Annotated in this window: 19 protein-coding genes; 14 read left to right on the top strand and 5 right to left on the bottom strand. The window is 70.2% G+C overall.

The window, feature by feature from the left end:
- Positions 1-45 precede the first annotated feature (45 nt).
- From ADL25_RS19070 to ADL25_RS19050, 5 genes are all read left to right on the top strand, one after another.
- Positions 46-1056 (top strand): ABC transporter permease, encoded by a 1011-nt coding sequence (locus ADL25_RS19070; RefSeq protein WP_059128972.1) that lies wholly within the window; start codon positions 46-48, stop codon positions 1054-1056.
- Positions 1053-2135, top strand: coding sequence for an ABC transporter ATP-binding protein (locus tag ADL25_RS19065; protein WP_059128971.1), 1083 nt, complete (start codon positions 1053-1055; stop codon positions 2133-2135). Before ADL25_RS19070 ends, ADL25_RS19065 begins: the two co-directional genes overlap by 4 nt.
- Positions 2136-2149: 14 nt before the next feature.
- The gene (locus ADL25_RS19060; RefSeq protein WP_059128970.1) at positions 2150-3517 is read left to right on the top strand and encodes an ABC transporter ATP-binding protein; all 1368 of its coding nucleotides are present in this window, start codon (positions 2150-2152) and stop codon (positions 3515-3517) included.
- 97 nt (positions 3518-3614) lie between these two features.
- A complete protein-coding gene (locus tag ADL25_RS19055) occupies positions 3615-5006 on the top strand; it encodes a M1 family metallopeptidase (RefSeq protein WP_059128969.1) in 1392 nt (463 codons plus the stop codon).
- Between the two features lie 69 nt (positions 5007-5075).
- Positions 5076-5732, top strand: a complete 657-nt coding sequence (locus ADL25_RS19050) for a trimeric intracellular cation channel family protein (protein WP_059128968.1) — start codon at positions 5076-5078, stop codon at positions 5730-5732.
- Here the strand turns inward: ADL25_RS19050 and ADL25_RS19045 are convergent.
- On the bottom strand, positions 5641-6867 hold the full coding sequence (locus ADL25_RS19045) for an alpha/beta hydrolase (protein WP_059128967.1): 1227 nt from the start codon (positions 6865-6867) through the stop codon (positions 5641-5643). The two genes, ADL25_RS19050 and ADL25_RS19045, sit on opposite strands and share 92 nt — an antisense overlap.
- A gap of 218 nt (positions 6868-7085) precedes the next feature.
- Here ADL25_RS19045 and ADL25_RS19040 point away from each other — a divergent pair, with 218 nt between their 5' ends.
- Complete coding sequence (locus tag ADL25_RS19040; RefSeq protein ID WP_059128966.1) at positions 7086-7949, top strand: thioesterase family protein; 864 nt, start codon at positions 7086-7088, stop codon at positions 7947-7949.
- Positions 7950-8162: 213 nt separating this feature from the next.
- Here ADL25_RS19040 and ADL25_RS19035 read toward each other — a convergent pair whose 3' ends face one another.
- Positions 8163-8789: a TetR family transcriptional regulator gene (locus tag ADL25_RS19035; protein WP_059128965.1), complete on the bottom strand. Its 627-nt coding sequence runs from the start codon at positions 8787-8789 to the stop codon at positions 8163-8165.
- Between the two features lie 128 nt (positions 8790-8917).
- Here ADL25_RS19035 and ADL25_RS49785 point away from each other — a divergent pair, with 128 nt between their 5' ends.
- The 3 genes from ADL25_RS49785 (at position 8918) to ADL25_RS19025 (ending at position 10700) form a co-directional block, all read left to right on the top strand.
- Positions 8918-9085 (top strand): hypothetical protein, encoded by a 168-nt coding sequence (locus ADL25_RS49785; RefSeq protein ID WP_199839179.1) that lies wholly within the window; start codon positions 8918-8920, stop codon positions 9083-9085.
- Between the two features lie 38 nt (positions 9086-9123).
- Positions 9124-9420 carry a hypothetical protein gene (locus ADL25_RS19030; protein ID WP_059128964.1) on the top strand — a complete coding sequence of 99 codons (297 nt, stop codon included), beginning with the start codon at positions 9124-9126 and terminating at the stop codon, positions 9418-9420.
- A gap of 116 nt (positions 9421-9536) precedes the next feature.
- A complete protein-coding gene (locus ADL25_RS19025; protein ID WP_059128963.1) occupies positions 9537-10700 on the top strand; it encodes a cysteine desulfurase family protein in 1164 nt (387 codons plus the stop codon).
- A 266-nt stretch (positions 10701-10966) separates the two neighbouring features.
- Here the strand turns inward: ADL25_RS19025 and ADL25_RS19020 are convergent, their stop codons facing one another.
- On the bottom strand, positions 10967-11632 hold the full coding sequence (locus tag ADL25_RS19020) for an N-acetylmuramoyl-L-alanine amidase (RefSeq protein ID WP_059128962.1): 666 nt from the start codon (positions 11630-11632) through the stop codon (positions 10967-10969).
- A 61-nt stretch (positions 11633-11693) separates the two neighbouring features.
- Here ADL25_RS19020 and mnmA point away from each other — a divergent pair, with 61 nt between their 5' ends.
- A complete protein-coding gene (gene mnmA, locus ADL25_RS19015; RefSeq protein WP_059128961.1) occupies positions 11694-12818 on the top strand; it encodes a tRNA 2-thiouridine(34) synthase MnmA in 1125 nt (374 codons plus the stop codon).
- 9 nt (positions 12819-12827) lie between these two features.
- Here mnmA and ADL25_RS19010 read toward each other — a convergent pair whose 3' ends face one another.
- Positions 12828-13607 carry an alpha/beta fold hydrolase gene (locus tag ADL25_RS19010; RefSeq protein WP_059128960.1) on the bottom strand — a complete coding sequence of 260 codons (780 nt, stop codon included), beginning with the start codon at positions 13605-13607 and terminating at the stop codon, positions 12828-12830.
- A 36-nt stretch (positions 13608-13643) separates the two neighbouring features.
- On the bottom strand, positions 13644-13967 hold the full coding sequence (locus ADL25_RS19005; RefSeq protein WP_059128959.1) for a DUF427 domain-containing protein: 324 nt from the start codon (positions 13965-13967) through the stop codon (positions 13644-13646).
- A 50-nt stretch (positions 13968-14017) separates the two neighbouring features.
- Between ADL25_RS19005 and ADL25_RS19000 the strand changes: the two genes are divergently transcribed.
- Genes ADL25_RS19000 through ligA form a run of 4 tightly spaced genes read left to right on the top strand, consistent with a single transcriptional unit; the run spans position 14018 to position 18520 of the window.
- Positions 14018-14557 (top strand): TIGR00730 family Rossman fold protein, encoded by a 540-nt coding sequence (locus ADL25_RS19000; protein ID WP_059128958.1) that lies wholly within the window; start codon positions 14018-14020, stop codon positions 14555-14557.
- A gap of 15 nt (positions 14558-14572) precedes the next feature.
- On the top strand, positions 14573-15271 hold the full coding sequence (locus ADL25_RS18995) for an SDR family oxidoreductase (RefSeq protein WP_059128957.1): 699 nt from the start codon (positions 14573-14575) through the stop codon (positions 15269-15271).
- A 30-nt stretch (positions 15272-15301) separates the two neighbouring features.
- Positions 15302-16309 (top strand): methionine synthase, encoded by a 1008-nt coding sequence (locus ADL25_RS18990; protein WP_059128956.1) that lies wholly within the window; start codon positions 15302-15304, stop codon positions 16307-16309.
- A gap of 15 nt (positions 16310-16324) precedes the next feature.
- Positions 16325-18520 carry an NAD-dependent DNA ligase LigA gene (gene ligA, locus ADL25_RS18985; RefSeq protein ID WP_059128955.1) on the top strand — a complete coding sequence of 732 codons (2196 nt, stop codon included), beginning with the start codon at positions 16325-16327 and terminating at the stop codon, positions 18518-18520.
- Positions 18521-18702: the final 182 nt, after the last annotated feature.

Below are 18702 nucleotides of genomic sequence, written 5' to 3'. Positions count from 1 at the left end.
CCGGGACGGACACACTCCGTCCCGGCCACCCGGAGCCGCACAGCTGTGGCTGCGTACATCATCCGACGCGTCTTCGGCGCCGTGGTACTGCTGCTGGTGGTCAGCGCAGTCACCTTCGCAATCTTCTTCCTGGTCCCCCGCCTGGGCGGCCAGACAGCCACTCAGCTGGCCACCCAGTACGTCGGCAAGGACGCCAACCCCGAGTCCATCGCGGCGATCAAGAAGAACCTGGGATTCGACCAGCCCATCTACATCCAGTACTGGGACTACATCAAGGGCCTGTTCGTCGGCGCCGACTACAAGTTCGGCCCCGATGCCACGCACTGCAGCGCCCCCTGCTTCGGGTACTCCTTCAAGAGTCACGTCGAGGTGTGGCCTCAGCTCACACAGCGCATCCCGGTCTCCTTCTCGCTGGCAGTCGGCGCGGCGGTGATCTGGCTGATCTTCGGTGTGACGACCGGTGTCATCTCGGCGCTTCGCAAGGGCAAGCCGGTGGACCGCCTCGCGATGTTCATCGCGCTCGCCGGTGTCTCGCTGCCGATCTTCTTCACCGGCCAGGTGATCAACGCGCTGTTCGTCTACCAGTGGCCCGTGTGGGACAGCACCGACTACGTGCCGTTCACCCAGAACCCGGCCGACTGGGCCTGGCACCTGCTGCTGCCCTGGATCAGCCTCGCGTTCCTGTTCTCCGCCACCTACGCCCGGCTCACCCGGGCGGGCATGCTGGAGACGATGGGCGAGGACTACATCCGGACGGCCCGGGCCAAGGGCCTCAAGGAGTCCACCGTCGTGGCCAAGCACGGCCTGCGGTCCACGCTCACGCCGATCGTGACCATCTTCGGCATGGACTTCGGCACGCTCGTCGGTACCGCGGTGCTCACCGAGACCGTCTTCTCCCTCCAGGGGATCGGCGCGTACTCGATCCAGGCCATCCGGGACAACGACCTGCCCATCGTGATGGCCGTGACCCTGGTCGCCGCGTTCTTCATCGTTTTCTGCAATCTCCTCGTCGACCTGGTGTACGCAGCCATCGACCCCCGCGTGAGGTACTCGTGAGCAAGCTCGAAAAGGCGGCGCTGGGCGAGCCGGCCCCTGTCGCCCCGTCCGACGCCGACGACGCGTTCCTCTCCGTTCGCGATCTGCGCATCCACTTCCAGACCGACGACGGTCTGGTCAAGTCGGTGGACGGCGTCAGCTTCGACGTGCGGCGGGGCAAGACCCTGGGCATCGTCGGTGAGTCCGGCTCCGGCAAGTCCGTCACCTCGCTCGGTGTGATGGGCCTGCACCGCTCGGCGAACGCCAAGGTCTCCGGCGAGGTGTGGCTCGACGGTCAGGAACTGATCGCGGCCGACCCCGACGAGGTGCGCCGCATGCGCGGTCGCAAGATGGCGATGATCTTCCAGGACCCGCTGTCGGCCATGCACCCCTACTACACGGTCGGGACGCAGATCGTCGAGGCCTACCGGGTCCACCACGACGTCAGCAAGAAGGCCGCCAAGAAGCGCGCGATCGAGATGCTGGACCGGGTCGGCATCCCCGAGCCCGACAAGCGGGTGGACGGCTACCCGCACGAGTTCTCCGGCGGTATGCGCCAGCGCGCGATGATCGCGATGGCGCTGGTGAACAACCCCGAGCTGCTCATCGCCGACGAGCCGACCACCGCCCTGGACGTCACCGTGCAGGCGCAGATCCTCGACCTGATCCGGGATCTGCAGAAGGAGTTCGGCTCCGCGGTCATCATGATCACGCACGACCTCGGTGTCGTCGCCGAGATGGCCGACGACCTGCTCGTCATGTACGGAGGCCGCTGTGTGGAGCGCGGGCCCGCCGAGTCGGTGTTCTCCGAGCCCCGCCACCCCTACACCTGGGGTCTGCTCGGCTCGATGCCGCGTCTCGACCGCGACGACATCGACCGCCTCATCCCGATCAAGGGCTCCCCGCCCTCGCTGATCAACATCCCGTCCGGCTGCGCCTTCAACCCGCGTTGCCCGTACGCGGACATCCCGAAGGACAACGTCACCCGCACGGTCCGCCCCGAGCTGGCCGAAGTCGGCGGCCGGCACTGGGCGGCCTGCCACATGACGCAGGAGCAGCGGGAGCGTATCTGGACCGAAGAGATTGCGCCGAAGCTGTGAGCGACGAAAAAGCAGTGAAGATCCCTGCGCAGAGTGACGGTGCCGCCCCCACCGGGGGGTCGCAGTCCGGCGAGATCCTGCTGAAGGTGACGGGGCTCCAGAAGCACTTCCCGATCCGCAAGGGCCTGCTCCAGCGGCAGACGGGGTCGGTGCGCGCCGTCGACGGCATCGACTTCGAGGTACGCAAGGGCGAGACCCTGGGCGTCGTGGGTGAGTCCGGCTGCGGTAAGTCGACCATGGGCCGGCTGATCACGCGGCTGCTGGAACCGACCGCGGGCAAGGTCGAGTTCGAGGGCAAGGACATCACGCACCTCGGCGTCGCAGGGATGCGTCCGCTGCGCCGCGATGTGCAGATGATCTTCCAGGACCCGTACTCCTCGCTGAACCCGCGTCACACCATCGGCACCATCGTGGGCGCCCCCTTCAAGCTCCAGGGCGTCGAGCCCGAGGGCGGCATCAAGAAGGAGGTGCAGCGGCTGCTGTCGGTCGTGGGTCTCAACCCCGAGCACTACAACCGCTACCCCCACGAGTTCTCCGGTGGTCAGCGCCAGCGCATCGGCATCGCCCGCGCGCTCGCGCTCAGCCCGAAGCTGGTCGTGGCCGACGAGCCGGTCTCCGCGCTGGACGTGTCGATCCAGGCGCAGGTCGTGAACCTGCTGGACGACCTCCAGGAGGAACTGGGCCTGACGTATGTGATCATCGCGCACGACCTGTCGGTCGTCCGGCACGTCTCGGACCGGATCGCGGTGATGTACCTCGGCAAGGTCGTGGAGCTCTCCGACCGCGACTCGCTGTACAAGGCGCCGATGCACCCGTACACCAAGGCGCTGATGTCGGCCGTGCCGATCCCGGACCCGAAGCGCAAGAACGAGAAGAGCGAGCGCATCCTGCTCAAGGGTGACGTTCCCTCGCCGATCTCGCCGCCGACCGGCTGCCGCTTCCACACCCGGTGCTGGAAGGCGACGGAGATCTGCCGCACCACCGAGCCGCAGCTGCTGGAGCTGAAGCCCGGACAGCGGGTGGCCTGCCACCACCCGGAGAACTTCGAGGACCAGGCCCCGCAGGACACGGTGCTGCTGTCCGCCGCCAAGGAGGCCGCGGAGCTGGTGCCCGAGGAGGTGCTGGAGGAGTCGGCCCAGACGTCGGCGGCGGTCGCCGCCGAGGTGGAGGCCGTGGCCGCCTCCGAGGAGCCCGCGGTCGCTGAGACCGAGGGTGCCGCGGCTGCCGAGGCCGCGTCCGACGCCGAGGGGTCACAGGACGCTCCGGAGGAGTCCGGCGCCTCCGAGGACTCCGACGAGTCCGTCCCCGCCGCCGACGCGGACACCTCCGCGGAGTCCGGCAAGCCGGAGGCTTCGGCAGGACAGGAGTCAACCGAGAAGTAACGCATGACGAGTTGGCAAAGTCATGCACATGCCCGAACGGGAGAGCGCAGAGTCTGGCGTGTCCGTCTGATCGACAGCACGCTCGAAGGGACGACTCATGGCACTCTCCCGTTCGGCACGCTTAGGGGTCCTCGTCACCGCGGCGGCCTCCTTCCTGGCCATCGCCGCCTCCTCCGCTCCCCGCCCGGGAGCCGACGGCATCGGTGACCCCTACTTCCCGCAGCTGGGCAACGGCGGCTTCGACGCCCGCCACTACGCCCTCGATGTGGCGTACAACCCGGACACGGACCGGCTCGACGGCCGCACGACGCTCACGGCCCGCGCCACCCAGAACCTCTCCTCCTTCGATCTCGACCTGCAGAAGCTCCAGGTCACAGGGATCGAAGTGAACGGCAGACGCGCCCATTTCACGCGCGAGGGCGACGAGATACGCATCACCCCCAAGGGTGTCCTGTCCAAGGGCCGGGACTTCACGGTCACGGTCACCTACGGCGGCGTCCCGGAGCCGCTCGGCGGTCCCATCGTCTTCGGCTCCAGCTACGGGTGGATGAAGACGGCCGACGGAGTCTTCGTCGCCTGCGAGCCCAACGCCGCCTCCACCTGGTTCCCGTCCAGCGACCACCCGTCGGACAAGGCCACCTACGACATCCGCATCACGGCCCCCAAGGGCCTGACCGCCGTCTCCAACGGCCGCCTGATATCCACCCACGGCGAGGGCGGCCGGACCGTGACCCACTGGCGCGAGTCCAGGCCCATGGCGACCTACCTGGCGACGGCGACCATCGGCAAGTTCGACGTGAAGACCGGCAGGACCCCGTCGGGCATCCCGATCTACGTCGCCATCGACCCCGTCCTGGCCGGCAGCAACAGCGTCGACGTGTACGGCGTCACCGCCGAGGCCACCGACTACTGGTCGAAGATCTTCGGGCCGTACCCCTTCGAGGAGACCGGCGCCATCGTCGACGACATGCCGGAGGCGGGGTTCTCGCTGGAGGTCCAGTCGAAGCCCGCGTACTCGGCTGTGCGCTCGGAGTCGACCATCGTGCACGAGCTCGCCCACCAGTGGTTCGGCGACTCGGTCTCGGTGGAGCACTGGAAGGACATCTGGCTCAACGAGGGCTTCGCGACGTACGCCCAGTGGCTGTGGAGCGAGCACAGGGGCACCGCCTCCGCGCACGACTCCTTCCTCGCTGGATACAACTCGCGCCCGGCCGACAGCTCCTTCTGGCAGGTCAAGGTGGCGGACCCGCAGCGCGACACCATGTTCGCCTCCGCGGTCTACCAGCGGGGCGCGATGACGCTCCAGGCGCTGCGCGAGCGCATCGGCGACACCGCGTTCTTCAAGCTGCTGCCGGCGTGGACGAAGCTCCACCGGTACGGCAACGCGAACACGGACGACTTCATGCGGCTCGCGGAGAAGATCTCCGGACAGCAGCTCGACGACCTGTTCCAGAAGTGGCTCTTCACGACGGGGAAGCCCGCCCTGTAACCCTGGGCGTTTCGCTTCTTTCACCTTGGTTTGTAAGGTGCACCCTCGCTGATGGGTGAGAATATAAGGGTGCTCCAGCAATTGTTCAGCCCCTCCGTCCAGCACACACTGGATCTCGTCGGCATCTTCGTCTTCGCGATCTCCGGCGCGCTGCTGGCCGTCCGCAAGAACTTCGACGTCTTCGGCATCGCCGTGCTCGCCGAGGTCACCGCGCTGGGCGGAGGGCTGTTCCGTGACGTGGTCATCGGCGCCGTGCCGCCGGCCGCCTTCACCGACCTCGGGTACTTCCTGACCCCGCTGCTCGCCGCCCTGCTGGTCTTCTTCCTCCATCCGCAGGTGGAGCGCATCCAGGTCGCCGTCAACGTCTTCGACGCGGCCGGCCTCGGGCTGTTCTGCGTCGCCGGCACGACGAAGGCGTACGACCACGGGCTCGGACTCACCTCGTCCGCCGCCCTCGGCCTGGCCACGGCCGTGGGCGGCGGCGTGCTGCGCGACGTCCTCGCCAACGAGGTGCCCTCGCTGCTGCGCTGGGACCGGGACCTGTACGCGGTACCGGCAATCGTCGGCGCCACGATGGTGGCGATATGCATCCACTACGAGGTGCTGACACCCTTCACGTCCGGGCTGGCCGTCGTCACCGCCTTCGTACTACGGCTGCTGGCGATGAGGTTCCACTGGCGAGCGCCGCGGGCCTGGAATCGTCGCTCCACGGTTGCCGAGGAGTAGTCCCGGTGACCGCCGTGCCGGTCATCTGCTGGGTCAGCCAGGTGAAGACGTACGGGATCTGGGGCCGCCACAGGGCCATGCTGTGGCCCCCCGCGCTGCGCGGGATCAGCACCGCGCGGACCGTCGTCGGCGGCGCGGCGAGGGCCCGAAGCGCCACCGCGGCCTGGTAGCCGTCGCCCAGCTGGCCGGACAGGTACAGCGAGATCCGGGGCGGCGTGCGGTAGCCCCTCAGCAGCATGAACGGGTTGTTCTCCCGGCGGAGCGACAGGCTCCGCGCGGCGAGCGAGTGGCGTTCGCCGATCGGGTCGTTGTAGCCGGACAGGCTGATCGCGGCCCGGTACCGGTCGGGGTGCGCCACGACGAGCTTGGCGGCGCAGTGCGCCCCGGCGGAGTATCCGGCGGCCGCCCAGCCGTCCGGCGCGGGCCGGGCGCGGAAGTTGTCCGTCACCATTTTGGGCACGTCGATGCTGAGCCAGGTGTCGGCGTTCACGACGCCCGGGATGTTCGCGCAGCCGGTGTCGACCTTCGCGATGAGGTTGGTGCGCGGGGCCACGAGGATGAACGGCGCCACCTGCCCGCTGCGCATCAGCGGCAGCAGTTGCTCGTGCACCCTCAGTGTTCCGAACCAGGCCTTGGCCGAGCCGGGATACCCCGACAGCAGCTCCACCACCGGGAACTTTCTGTGCCGGTAGGCGGGCTCGTCGTACTGCGGCGGCAGCCAGACGTAGACCTCGGCCTCGACGCCCGACACCCGTCCCCTGAGCTGGGTGACGCGCACCCCGCCGGCCGCGTGCGCGCCGGCACCGTCGGCGGGCGTGAACGTCTGGCGCACCCTGGGCAGGGCCTTGACCTGGATGCCGCCCGTGCCGTCCTTGCCGAGGTCGGAGGCCCGCCGTACATGGTTGCCCGTGCCGAGGAGGTCCGCCCAGTTGTCGTACAGGTTGTTGGCGTTGTTGACCATGACGAAGACCAGGGTGATCGCCGTCGTCTGGGCGAACAGCAGCATCAGGACGCGGGCGACGTGCCGGAGCGCCATCGGGCCGCGGATCCGCGACCACAGGAGCAGCGGCAGGAGCAGGGCGACCGTCACGAGGGCGATCGACGTGAAGAGGAACGGCGTCCCGGTCAGACTCATCGGCGTATCCGTCTCTTCCTGTGAACGTGCGGATCACGCTGTACGTCTTCTGAGAGGGAAACGGGGGGCCATCGGTCACGGACGAGTGCGGACACTTACTCAGAAATTGCCAAAATCTCACCTATGGGTGTCCGGATCCATATGGATTCGACGGAACCGTCATCGAGTCGCAACGGGAAAAGCTACTGCTTAGTAATTACTTGTTGTACCGTTCAGGCATGGCAGAAGCAGCTACCGCGCAGGCCGCGCGCGCCGCGATCGGCGACAGCGAGTTCGACCGGGACACCGCGGTCACCCTCCGGGAACCCGGCGTCTACGGGATCGACCTCTCCGCCGGCTGGACGATCATCAACGCCGTCAACGGCGGCTATCTGCTGGCCGTGCTGGGTCGCGCCCTCGGGGACGCGCTGCCGCACCGCGACCCGTTCACCGTCTCCGCGCACTACCTCACCGCCTCCCAGCCGGGACCCGCGGTGATCCGCACGGACGTCGTCCGCACCGGCCGCACCCTCTCCACCGGCCAGGCGTCGCTCTTCCAGTACGACGACGAGGGCAACGAGGTCGAGCGGATCCGCGTCCTCGCCTCGTACGGCGATCTGGACTCCCTGCCCGACGACGTCCGTACGAGCGCGAAGCCGCCCGCCATCCCGCCTCCGGACCGGTGCTTCGGTCCCGAGGACGGTCCGGCGCCGGTCTCCGGCAGCTCGGCCATCACCGACCGGCTCAAGCTCCGGCTCGATCCCGCGACCCTCGGCTGGGCGCTCGGCTCACCGTCCGGGAAGGGCGAGATGAGGGCGTGGTTCGGGCTGGCCGACGGCCGCGACGCCGACCCGCTGTCCCTGCTGCTCGCGGTGGACGCCCTGCCGCCCACCGCCTTCGAGCTCGGGATCTCGGGCTGGGTGCCGACCGTCGAACTGACCGTGCATGTGCGGTGCCGCCCGGCGCCGGGTCCGCTCAGGGTGTCGATCACCACGCGCAATCTCGCCGGCGGGTTCCTGGAGGAGGACGCCGAGGTCTGGGACAGTGCGGACCGTCTGGTCGCGCAGTCCCGGCAGCTGGCCCGGGTCCGGCTCACGTCCTGAGCCCCGTCCGGCCGCCCTGGCCGGACGGGGAGCCGCGCCCCGAGGGTGCGCTTACGTGCTGCGCGTCGTGCGCCGACGGTCGGGCGCGCGGGTCCGGACGGGCCCGGCGCGGGCCGGACCTCGGGCGCCGGTGGTGTCGCGGGCGCCGGTCGGTCCTGCCGGTGGTGGCGGCCGGCGCGGTCGTGTGCGCGGGCCGGACCTCGGCCGCGCCGGTCAGTCCTGCCAGTGGTGGCGGCCGATGCCGACGAGCCGTAGCCGCCGGGCCGCCGTTCGGGCCACCCGCTCTCGCTCCTCGGCGGGGCCCTCCATCGCCTCCAGGAACTGGGAGGCGGTCATCAGCATCTGGTCGACGTACAGACCCGCGAGCATCAGCAGGTCCTCGTCGCTCCACCCGGCGGACTCGGGTCGGCCGGCCAGCGCCACCTTCACCTCTTCGGCGAACCGGGCCAGTTGACGGCGGATCGCCTCCCGGACCGGCTGGACGCCGCCGTGCCGCTCACGTGCGATGAAGCGCACATGGGCGGGGTACGCGTCGACATGGCGGGCGATCAGATCGACGGCGCGGGTGATGCGTTCGTCGCTGTCGCCCGTCGCGGACACCGTGGACCCGATCATCGGGTGGAGGCTGCCGAGCGCCTCCTCGACCAGCTCCACGCCGAGGTCCGCGGTCGACCGGAAGTGCCGGTAGAAGGCGGTCGGAGCGACACCGACGGCGCGGGTGACCTCACGCAGGCCCAGGCTGCTCAGGCTCTGCTCCTCCAGCAGCCCCAAGGCCGCGTCCAGGAGCGCCTGCCGGGTCTTCTGCTTCTGGGCCTGCCGGATGCCGAGGGTGTGACTCATGCCATGCAGTTAACAACTGTTCTCCGGAATTGAAAAGCCGTCGGGCGCGCTAGACTCCATAGTCAGTGAACGACTGTAACCACAACCGTTCACCGAACTGTCATGAGAGGCATACCGGAGGGGATCCGATGCTGTTCCTCGTCGCCGCACTCCTACTGCTGGGCATGGTCATGGGAACCGTTGCCCACACCCCGCTCCCCGTCACCCTCGTCGCCGCAGGCGTGATCGCCGTGTGGCTCGTGGTCTTCGCGATCCGCGAGCGGCACGGGCGCAGGCGGCAGACGTCCGCCCACTGACCCGCGCACACGAACCGACCGTCGGGAGTCGACGCATCATGCATCTCACCGCCGTACGAACCGCACACACCGAGGCCGGCGCCGAACCGGCCCGCGCCGGGGGGAGCCGCGACGCGGACGGCATGGCCGTCGCGTCCTTCATCCTGGGCCTGCTCGGCCTCCTCGTGCTGAACGTCCTCCTCGGCCCCATCGCGATCACCCTGGCCGCCGTGGCGCTGTGGCGCGGCACCGCACGCCGGGGCCGGGCGCTCCTTGGCCTGGGCCTGGGCGTCGCGGACCTGGTGGTCCTCGTGACCGCCATGCAGCTGGACCACACCGTGTCCTGGAGCCTGTAGGCAGCGGCCCGCACGCCGACGGCCGGACCCGCGGACGACGGGCCGACCGCCGGCAGCCGCACAGGGGGCTCCGGGGCTCGGGCCGTGCGGGGCGGGCCCGTAGAATCAGGCCCACCATGGCTTACCTCGACCACGCCGCGACCACTCCGATGCTCCCCGAGGCGGTCGAGGCACTGACCGCGCAACTCGGCATCACCGGCAACGCCTCCTCGCTGCACGCATCCGGCCGCCGTGCGAGACGAACCGTCGAGGAGGCGCGCGAAACCCTGGCCGAGGCGCTGGGCGCCCGTCCGAGCGAGGTCGTCTTCACCTCGGGCGGCACCGAGGCCGACAACCTCGCGGTGAAGGGCCTGTACTGGTCCCGCCGCGACGCCGACCCGGCCCGTACGCGCGTGCTCTCCAGCCCCGTCGAACACCATGCCGTCCTCGACGCGGTGCACTGGCTGGGCGAGCACGAGGGCGCAACGGTCGAATACCTGCCCGTCGACTCCTACGGCCGCGTCCGGCCGGAGGTGCTGCGCGAGGCCATCGCCCGCAACCCCGAGGACGTCGCGCTCGTCACGGTCATGTGGGCCAACAACGAGATCGGCACCGTCATGCCGGTCCGCGAACTCGTCGAGGTCGCGACGGAGTTCGCCATCCCGGTGCACTCCGACGCGGTCCAGGCGTTCGGCCAGGTCCCGGTGGACTTCGAGGCCTCCGGTCTTGCCGCGATGACCGTCTCGGGCCACAAGATCGGCGGTCCGTACGGGATCGGCGCGCTGATCCTCGGCCGTCAGTACAGCCCCGTCCCGGTCCTGCACGGCGGCGGACAGGAGCGGCATGTGCGCTCCGGCACCCTCGATGTTCCGGCCATCGCCTCCTTCGCCGTGGCCGGAAGGCTCGCCGCCGAGCAGCGGGAGTGGTTCGCCCGTGAGATCGGCGCCCTGCGCGACGGCCTGATCGCGGCGGTCCGTTCGGCCGTCCCGGACGCGATCCTGGGAGGCGACCCGGTGCACCGGCTCCCGGCCAACGCCCACTTCACGTTCCCCGGCTGCGAGGGCGACTCCCTGCTCCTGCTGCTGGACGCACAGGGCATCGAGTGCTCCACCGGCTCCGCCTGCACCGCCGGGGTCGCCCAGCCGAGCCATGTGCTGCTCGCCACCGGCGCCGCTCCGGACCTCGCCCGCGGCACCCTGCGCTTCTCCCTCGGGCACACGTCCACGGAGGCCGATGTGGAGGCGGTCGCCAAGGCGATCGGACCCGCGGTGGAGCGTGCCCGCACCGCGGGGCTGACCTGAGGGCGGAGGCTGTGGCGCGGGTCACGGCGCACGGCGCTTGACCCGGGGGTGGTGCAAGGCGTGGGGTCGAGTCGGACGGATGCCGTGCGGGCCCTCACCGGCCGGTGCGCGGCTGTACGTCCCGACTCCCGCTGAAATGAAGCCCATTCGACGTTCACCAGGTCATGTATGAAGCGTGGGACGCTTCGGACCCATGTTTCGAGAAGGCCGCCCGCAGTATCTGTGAGGTGTGATGTGTGTCACATCCTTGGCCGGCTGCTCCGCCGCTACGCCCGAGCCGTCCGCGCCCGCCGTACGAGCCCCATGTAGCGGCCCCAGTCCCAGTGCGGGCCCGGATCCGTGTGGTCCGTGCCCGGCACCTCCACGTGCCCGATGATGTGCTCCCGGTCCACGGCCATGCCGTAGCGCTCGCATATCGCCGCCGTGAGCCGCGCGGACGCCTCGTACATGGCGTCCGTGAACGAGGAGGCGTCCTCCACGAACCCCTCGTGCTCGATGCCGACGCTGCGCTCGTTGTACGCCCGGTTGCCCGCGTGGAACGCCACGTCCAGTTCACGGATCATCTGCGTGACACCGCCGTCCCTGCGCACGATGTAGTGCGCCGCCGCACCGTGCCCCGCGTTCTGGAAGGCCCGTACCGCGCTGCGGTAACCGCCCTGGGTGACGTGGATGATCACGCGGTCTATGACGTAGTCGTCGGGCCGGTCGGCACGCCGCAGGTTCGCCGGCGAGGCCGCCACCCACCTGGCTCCGCGGAAGTCCACCGCGCCCTCGACACGGGGCTTCTCGACGCCGGGCAGCCGCCACCACAGGTGTGACAGCTCGTCCCGCGCCAGCGCGGCCGTGCCCACCGCTGCCGCGGCGCCTCCGACGATGAGCGCCCGGCGCCCGAGTCGCCGGTCGCCGTCCTTCCCCGTCCTGCCGTCCCCCATGTGATCGTCAACGGATACTCACGCGCTCCGGTTCCCCGCGGGCCCGTACTCTTGAAGGGCTATGACTGAGACCCCGCAGCGCCCCCTCCGCGTCCTCGCCGCCATGTCCGGCGGGGTCGACTCCGCCGTCGCCGCCGCCCGCGCCGCCGAAGCGGGCCATGACGTCACCGGTGTCCACCTCGCGCTGTCCGCGAACCCGCAGTCCTTCCGCACGGGTGCGCGCGGCTGTTGCACCATCGAGGACTCGCGCGACGCCCGGCGCGCCGCGGACGTCATCGGCATCCCGTTCTATGTCTGGGACCTCGCCGACCGGTTCCGTGAGGACGTGGTCGAGGACTTCATCGCCGAGTACGAGGCCGGGCGCACCCCGAACCCGTGCCTGCGCTGCAACGAGAAGATCAAGTTCGCCGCGCTGCTCGACAAGGCGCTCGCCCTCGGCTTCGACGCGGTCTGCACGGGGCACTACGCCAAGGTCGTCACCCTCGACGACGGCACACGCGAGTTGCACCGGGCCTCCGACATGGCGAAGGACCAGTCGTACGTCCTCGGAGTCCTCGACGACCGGCAGCTGGCCCACGCGATGTTCCCGCTCGGGGACACCGTCACCACCAAGGACGAGATCCGCGCGGAGGCCGAGCGCCGCGGCCTCGCGGTCGCCAAGAAGCCCGACTCGCACGACATCTGCTTCATCGCGGACGGCGACACCCAGGGGTTCCTCGCCCGGCGGCTCGGCACGTCCGAGGGCGACATCGTCGACGAGTCCGGTGCCAGGCTGGGCACGCACGACGGCGCCTACGGCTTCACGATCGGCCAGCGCAAGGGCCTCAGGATCGGCACCCCCGCACCCGACGGCAAGCCGCGCTACGTCCTGGACATCTCGCCGGTGGACAACACCGTCACGGTCGGCCCGGCGTCCTCCCTCGACGTCGACGGCCTGACGGCGGTCAAGCCGCGCTGGTGCGGCGCCGCACCGGTCGGCTCCGCCTCCTACACCGCCCAGTTGCGCGCCCACGGCGGCGAGAGCGAGGTCGTCGCGGAACTCGTCGACGGCGAACTCAGGGTCGACTTCGCCGAGCCGGTCCGGGGCGTCGCCCCCGGCCAGGCCGTCGTCCTGTACGACGGCACACGCGTAGTGGGTTCGGCGACGATCGCGTCCACCACACGCGCATCGAGCGCGGTGGCCTGAGCGCCCGCCCTAACGGGAGAAGAACTCGGCCAGCACCGGCGCGAGCACCTGCGGTTCCACCATGTGGTTCTGGCCCTCCAGCACGTGGTACGTGCCCTCGGGCGCCGCGTCCGCGACCGACTTCGTCGCGCGGCGCAGCCACTCGGGACTTGCGGAGCCGGCGACGGCCAGAACGGGGACGGTGATCCCGGCCAGCCGGTCCCGGGGCACCAGCCCGTCGCCCATCACGGCGTCGTCGTAGGCGAGGGTCGGGGCGATCGCCTCCATGTCCGCCCACATCGGGGACCGTCGGGCGTTCGCGATCATCCCGGGGGCCAGCCCGGTGAGCCGGAGGAACAGCTCCACCGCGTCACCGCGCCGATCCTGCTCGAGCGCCTCGGTGAGCTGTCCCGTGTACTCCGCGCGCTCCTCGGTGCCGCCGCCGTAGTCGGCGAAGGGCGTCTCGTACACGGCCGCCCGCCGCACCGGCAGACCGCTCGCCACGGCCTCGAGCACCAGTGCGCCGCCCGACGAGATGCCGTACAGCGCCGTCTCGCCGCCCGCCGCCTCGATGAGCGCGGCGAGGTCCTCGACCTCCCGCGCCACCTCGTACGGCCGCGTGTCGCCGCTGTCGCCGCGGCCCCTGCGGTCGTACACGAAGACGTCGAAACGGTCCGAGAGACGCGCGGCCAGGGGCGCCACCGTGGCGCCCGTGGACATCGCGCCGCTCACGAGGACGACCGCCGGGCCCTGTCCGGTGCGTCGGTATGCGATGCGGGTGCCGTCGCGCGAGATCGTCTGCTTGTCCATACCTGTGAGACTGCCGCAGACGACCGCGTTAATCGCTCACGACACCTCTACTTCGTAGAAGCAGAGGTGGTCCTTGATCCTCGCGACGTCGGACTTGGGTTCGGGGTACGCCCACACCAGGTCCGCCGCGTCCGGCAGGGACCAGTAGGACGCGGTGCCCTTGAAGGGGCAGACGGTGTGCGTCTCGGAAGGCGTCAGCAGGTCCAGGCGTACGTCCTCGGCGGGGATGTAGTACCGCGGGGGACAGCCGGTCTCGTGGAGTACGAGGGCCCGGTCGCTCTCCGCGAGCACCTGCCCGCCGTGCACCGCGCGCACATGCCGGTCGCCTTGCTCGATGGTGATCGTGTGTCCTTCGGCCATATCCGAACAGCGCCCGCCGGCCGCCGATTCTTCCCGCGTACGGTTACGGCATGAACATCTGCGTCTTCCTCTCCGCCGCCGACCTCGCCGACCGGTACACGGGACCTGCACGCCAGTTCGGGGAACTGCTCGGCAAGGGCGGCCACGCCCTGGTGTGGGGAGGTTCCGACACGGGTCTCATGAAGGTGGTCGCGGACGGTGTGCAGGAGACGGGCGGCAGGCTGGTGGGTGTCTCCGTCGGATTCCTGGCGGCCAAGGCCAGGGCGGGCGCCGACGAGATGGTGATCGCGAAGGACCTCGCCGAACGCAAGCGGCTGCTCCTGGAGAAGGCCGACGCGGTCGTGATCATGGTCGGTGGGACCGGGACGCTCGACGAGGCCACCGAGATCCTGGAGCTGAAGAAGCACGGGCACACCGACAAGCCGGTGGTCCTGCTGAACACGGCCGGCTTCTACGACGGCCTCAAGGAGCAGTTCCGCCGCATGGAGGACGAGGGCTTCCTGCCGCGGCCGCTCACGGAACTCGTGTTCTTCGCGGAGGAGCCGGTGGGGGCGCTGGCGTATCTGGAGGAGTCGAACGGAATCCGCTAGCACCGGGGTGCGAGCATGGCGCACATGGCTACACATGTGATCACCGGAGCGGGCTCCGGCATCGGCGCGGCCGTGGCCCGCCGCCTGCACGCGCGCGGGGACGACCTCGTGCTGCACGTGCGCGACGCGGGACGCGCGAAGGAGCTGACGGCGGAGTTCCCGGGGGCGAAGACCCTGGTGGGCGATCTCGCGGAGCCGGACAGGCTGTCCTGGGCGTTCTCCCACCAGACCCTGCCGGACCGGGTGGACTCCCTGCTGCACATCGCCGGTGTGGTCGACCTGGGCCGGGTGGACGAACTGACCCCGAAGTCCTGGCACCACCAGCTCGACGTCAACCTGGTCGCACCCGCCGAGCTGACCCGCCACTTCCTGCCGCAGCTGCGCGCCGCGCGCGGCCATGTGGTGTTCGTGAACTCCGGGGCCGGTCTGAGCGCCCATGCGCAGTGGTCCGCGTACGCCGCCTCCAAGCACGGCCTGAAGGCACTCGCGGACGCGCTGCGCGAGGAGGAACACGCGCATGGCGTCCGGGTCACCTCGGTCCATCCCGGCCGCACGGCGGGCCCGATGCAGGCCAAGGTCCATCAGCAGGAGGGCAAGGCGTACGACCCGTCGCAGTGGATCGACCCGGAGTCGGTGGCGACGACGATCCTGATGTGCCTGGATCTGCCGAGGGACGCGGAGGTCAACGACCTGACGGTACGGCCGGGGCGCTGACCGCGCCGACGGGTTCCGTAGTCTTCCGGGGTGAGTGAAAACAGCGAGTTCAGGTTCGGCGCCGCCACCGGTGTCGGGTCCATGCCCGGAGACGACACGCGGGAGGCGGCCAAGACCGTCACCGGGAGCTTCGAGGACTTCCCGTTCCTTCCCGAGCTTCCGGCCCGCGGGCCCGGCGCCGACATGATCGGACGGACCGCGGGGATGCTCGTCGACCTGTACGCGCGCGTGGAACCGAGCGGCTGGCGCTTCTCCGACCGGCCGGGGCGGGACAGCAGGCGGGCCCGCTCCTGGCTCGGTGAGGACCTCGACGCGCTGGAGGAGTTCACCCAGGACTACGAGGGGCCGCTGAAGGTGCAGGCGGTGGGCCCCTGGACGCTCGCCGCCGCGCTGGAGCTGCGGAACGGCGAGGCGGCGCTCTCCGACGCCGGGGCCTGCCGCGATCTCGCCGGGTCGCTCGGCGAGGGGCTGCGGCTGCACCTCGACGAGGTGCGCCGGCGCATCCCCGGCGCACGGATCGTGCTGCAACTGGACGAGCCCTCGCTCACCTCCGTCCTGCGCGGGCAGGTCAGGACCGCCAGCGGCTACCGGACCCACGGGGCCGTCGACCGGCAGGTCGTCGAGGCCGCGCTGCGGGACGTCGTCGGGGTTCACGCGGACGGGCCGGTCGTGGTCCACTCGTGCGCGCCGGACGTTCCGTTCGCGCTGCTGCGCAGGGCGGGCGCGGCGGCCGTCTCCTTCGACTTCTCGCTGCTCACCGAGCGTGACGACGACGCGATCGGAGAGGCGGTGGAGGGGGGCACCAGGCTCTTCGCCGGGGTGGTGGCGAGCACGGACGTCCCGTTGTCGGACCCTGCCGGTAGCGTCATGGGTGTCAGGACGTTGTGGCGCAGGCTGGGGCTGAATCCGGGGCTTCTCGCGGAGGCGGTCACGGTCACGCCGACGTGCGGCCTGGCGGGCGCGTCCCCGGACTTCGCCCGCAAGGCGCTCGCCCACTGCGTCCGGGCGGCGAGATCCCTCGCGGAGAACCCAGAGTAACGGGAGGACAACACGGTGGCCGGCGACAAGCAAGCGGAGACCACGGCGCCCGCCGAGGCGCGGGAGCAGCACGCGCAGATCGCTGAGCAGATCGAGGAGCACCGCTTCCGGTACTACGTGAAGGACGCCCCCGTCGTCAGCGACGCGGAGTTCGACCGGCTCCTGCGCTCCCTGGAGGCGCTGGAGGAGGAGTATCCCGATCTGCGCACGCCCGACTCGCCGACCCAGAAGGTCGCCGGCGCGTACGCGACCGAGTTCACGGCCGTCCAGCACCGCGAGCGCATGCTCTCCCTCGACAACGCGTTCGACGATGCGGAGCTGGCCGCCTGGGCGGATCGCGTCGCCAAGGAGGTCGGCACCTCCGCGTACCACTTCCTGTGCGAGCTGAAGGTCGACGGCCTCGCGGTCAACCTCACCTATGAGCGCGGCCGCCTGACCCGGGCGGCGACCCGGGGCGACGGCCGCACCGGCGAGGACATCACCCCCAATGTCCGTACGATCGCGGAGATTCCGGACCGCCTGGACGGCGACCGCGTCCCCGACCTCGTGGAGATCCGGGGCGAGGTCTACTTCCCGATGGAGAAGTTCGAGGAGCTGAACGCCCGCCTGGTGGAGGGCGGTGACAAGCCCTTCGCCAACCCGCGCAACGCGGCGGCCGGTTCGCTGCGCCAGAAGGACCCGCGGATCACGGCCACCCGCCCGCTGCACATGGTGGTGCACGGCATCGGTGCGCTGGAGGGCTTCCAGGACGGCCTCGGCCGTCTCTCCGAGGCGTACGGCCTGCTGCACTCCTGGGGCCTGCCCACCGCCAAGTACAACAAGGTGGTCGACGACCTCGACGGCGTACGGGAGTTCATCGCCTACTTCGGCGAGAACCGCCACTCGGTGGAGCACGAGATCGACGGAGTCGTGGTCAAACTCGACGAGATCCCGCTCCAGGGCCGGCTCGGCTCCACCTCCCGCGCCCCCCGCTGGGCGATCGCGTACAAGTACGCGCCCGAGGAGGTCAACACCAGGCTCATCAACATCCGCGTGGGTGTGGGCCGTACGGGCAGGGTCACGCCGTACGCGCAGGTCGAGCCGGTGACCGTCGCGGGCTCCGAGGTCGAGTTCGCCACCCTGCACAACCAGGACGTCGTCAAGGCCAAGGGGGTGCTCATCGGGGACACGGTGGTGCTGCGCAAGGCCGGTGACGTCATCCCGGAGATCCTCGGTCCGGTCGTCGATCTGCGCGACGGCACGGAGCGGGAGTTCGTGATGCCGTCCGAGTGCCCCGAGTGCGGCACACCGCTGCGGCCGATGAAGGAGGGCGATGTCGACCTCCGCTGCCCGAACGCACGTGCGTGCCCGGCCCAGCTGCGCGAGCGCCTGTTCTACCTCGCGGGTCGCAAGGCGCTGGACATCGAGCACTTCGGATACGTGGCCGCCGCGGCCCTCACCAAGCCGCTCGAGCCGTCCGAGCCGCCGCTGAAGGACGAGGGCGACCTCTTCGACCTCACCGTCGAGCAGCTGCTGCCCATCAAGGCCTACGTCCTCGACCAGGACAGCGGTCTGCCCAAGCGGGACCCGAAGACAGGCGAGGAGAAGGTCGCCACGGTCTTCGCCAACCAGCAGGGCGAGCCCAGGAAGAACGCCGTCGCCATGCTGGAGAACATCGCGGCGGCCAAGGAGCGCCCGCTCGCCCGCGTCCTCACCGGACTGTCGATCCGTCACGTCGGCCCGGTGGCCGCCGAGGCGCTGGCCCGCGAATTCCGTTCGATCGAGCGCATCGAGCAGGCGAGCGAGGAGGAACTGGCCGGTACCGACGGGGTCGGGCCCATCATCGCCGCCTCCCTCAAGCAGTGGTTCACCGAGGACTGGCACCGCGAAATCCTCCGCAAGTGGAAGGCCGCCGGCGTCCGCACGGAGGAGGAGGGCTCCGCGGAGGACGAGGGCCCGCGCCCCCTGGAAGGGCTCACGGTCGTCGTCACCGGCACCCTGGAGCACTTCACACGCGACGGGGCCAAGGACGCCCTGCAGAGCCGGGGGGCGAAGGTGACCGGTTCCGTCTCCAAGAAGACGTCGTTCGTCGTCGTGGGCGAGAATCCCGGATCGAAGTACGACAAGGCCATGCAGGTGAAGGTCCCCGTGCTCGACGAGGCCGGTTTCGGCGTCCTGTTGGAGCAAGGACCGGAAGCGGCGGCAGAAGTCGCGCTTCCGACCGAGGAGTAGCGGTCCAAGGTCACCCGTTCGGCGCATACCAGATGCATACGGGTGGCCGGGTCGCATTCGGGCAACCGTCGACGACCGCTGCCCGTGGAAGCCTTCTGCGGCCTACTGTTGAGGTGCGCGCCTGCCGTGCCCGGAGGCGTGGTGGGTTTTCGGACGCGGTGGTCCTGACGGTTCGTCGGGCC

The sequence above is a fragment of the Streptomyces sp. NRRL F-5122 genome (genome assembly GCF_001507435.1).
Lineage (GTDB): Bacteria > Actinomycetota > Actinomycetes > Streptomycetales > Streptomycetaceae > Streptomyces > Streptomyces lannensis.
The sequence above is the reverse complement of the archived record's forward strand: the minus strand, read 5'-3'. Positions and strand labels throughout refer to the sequence as shown.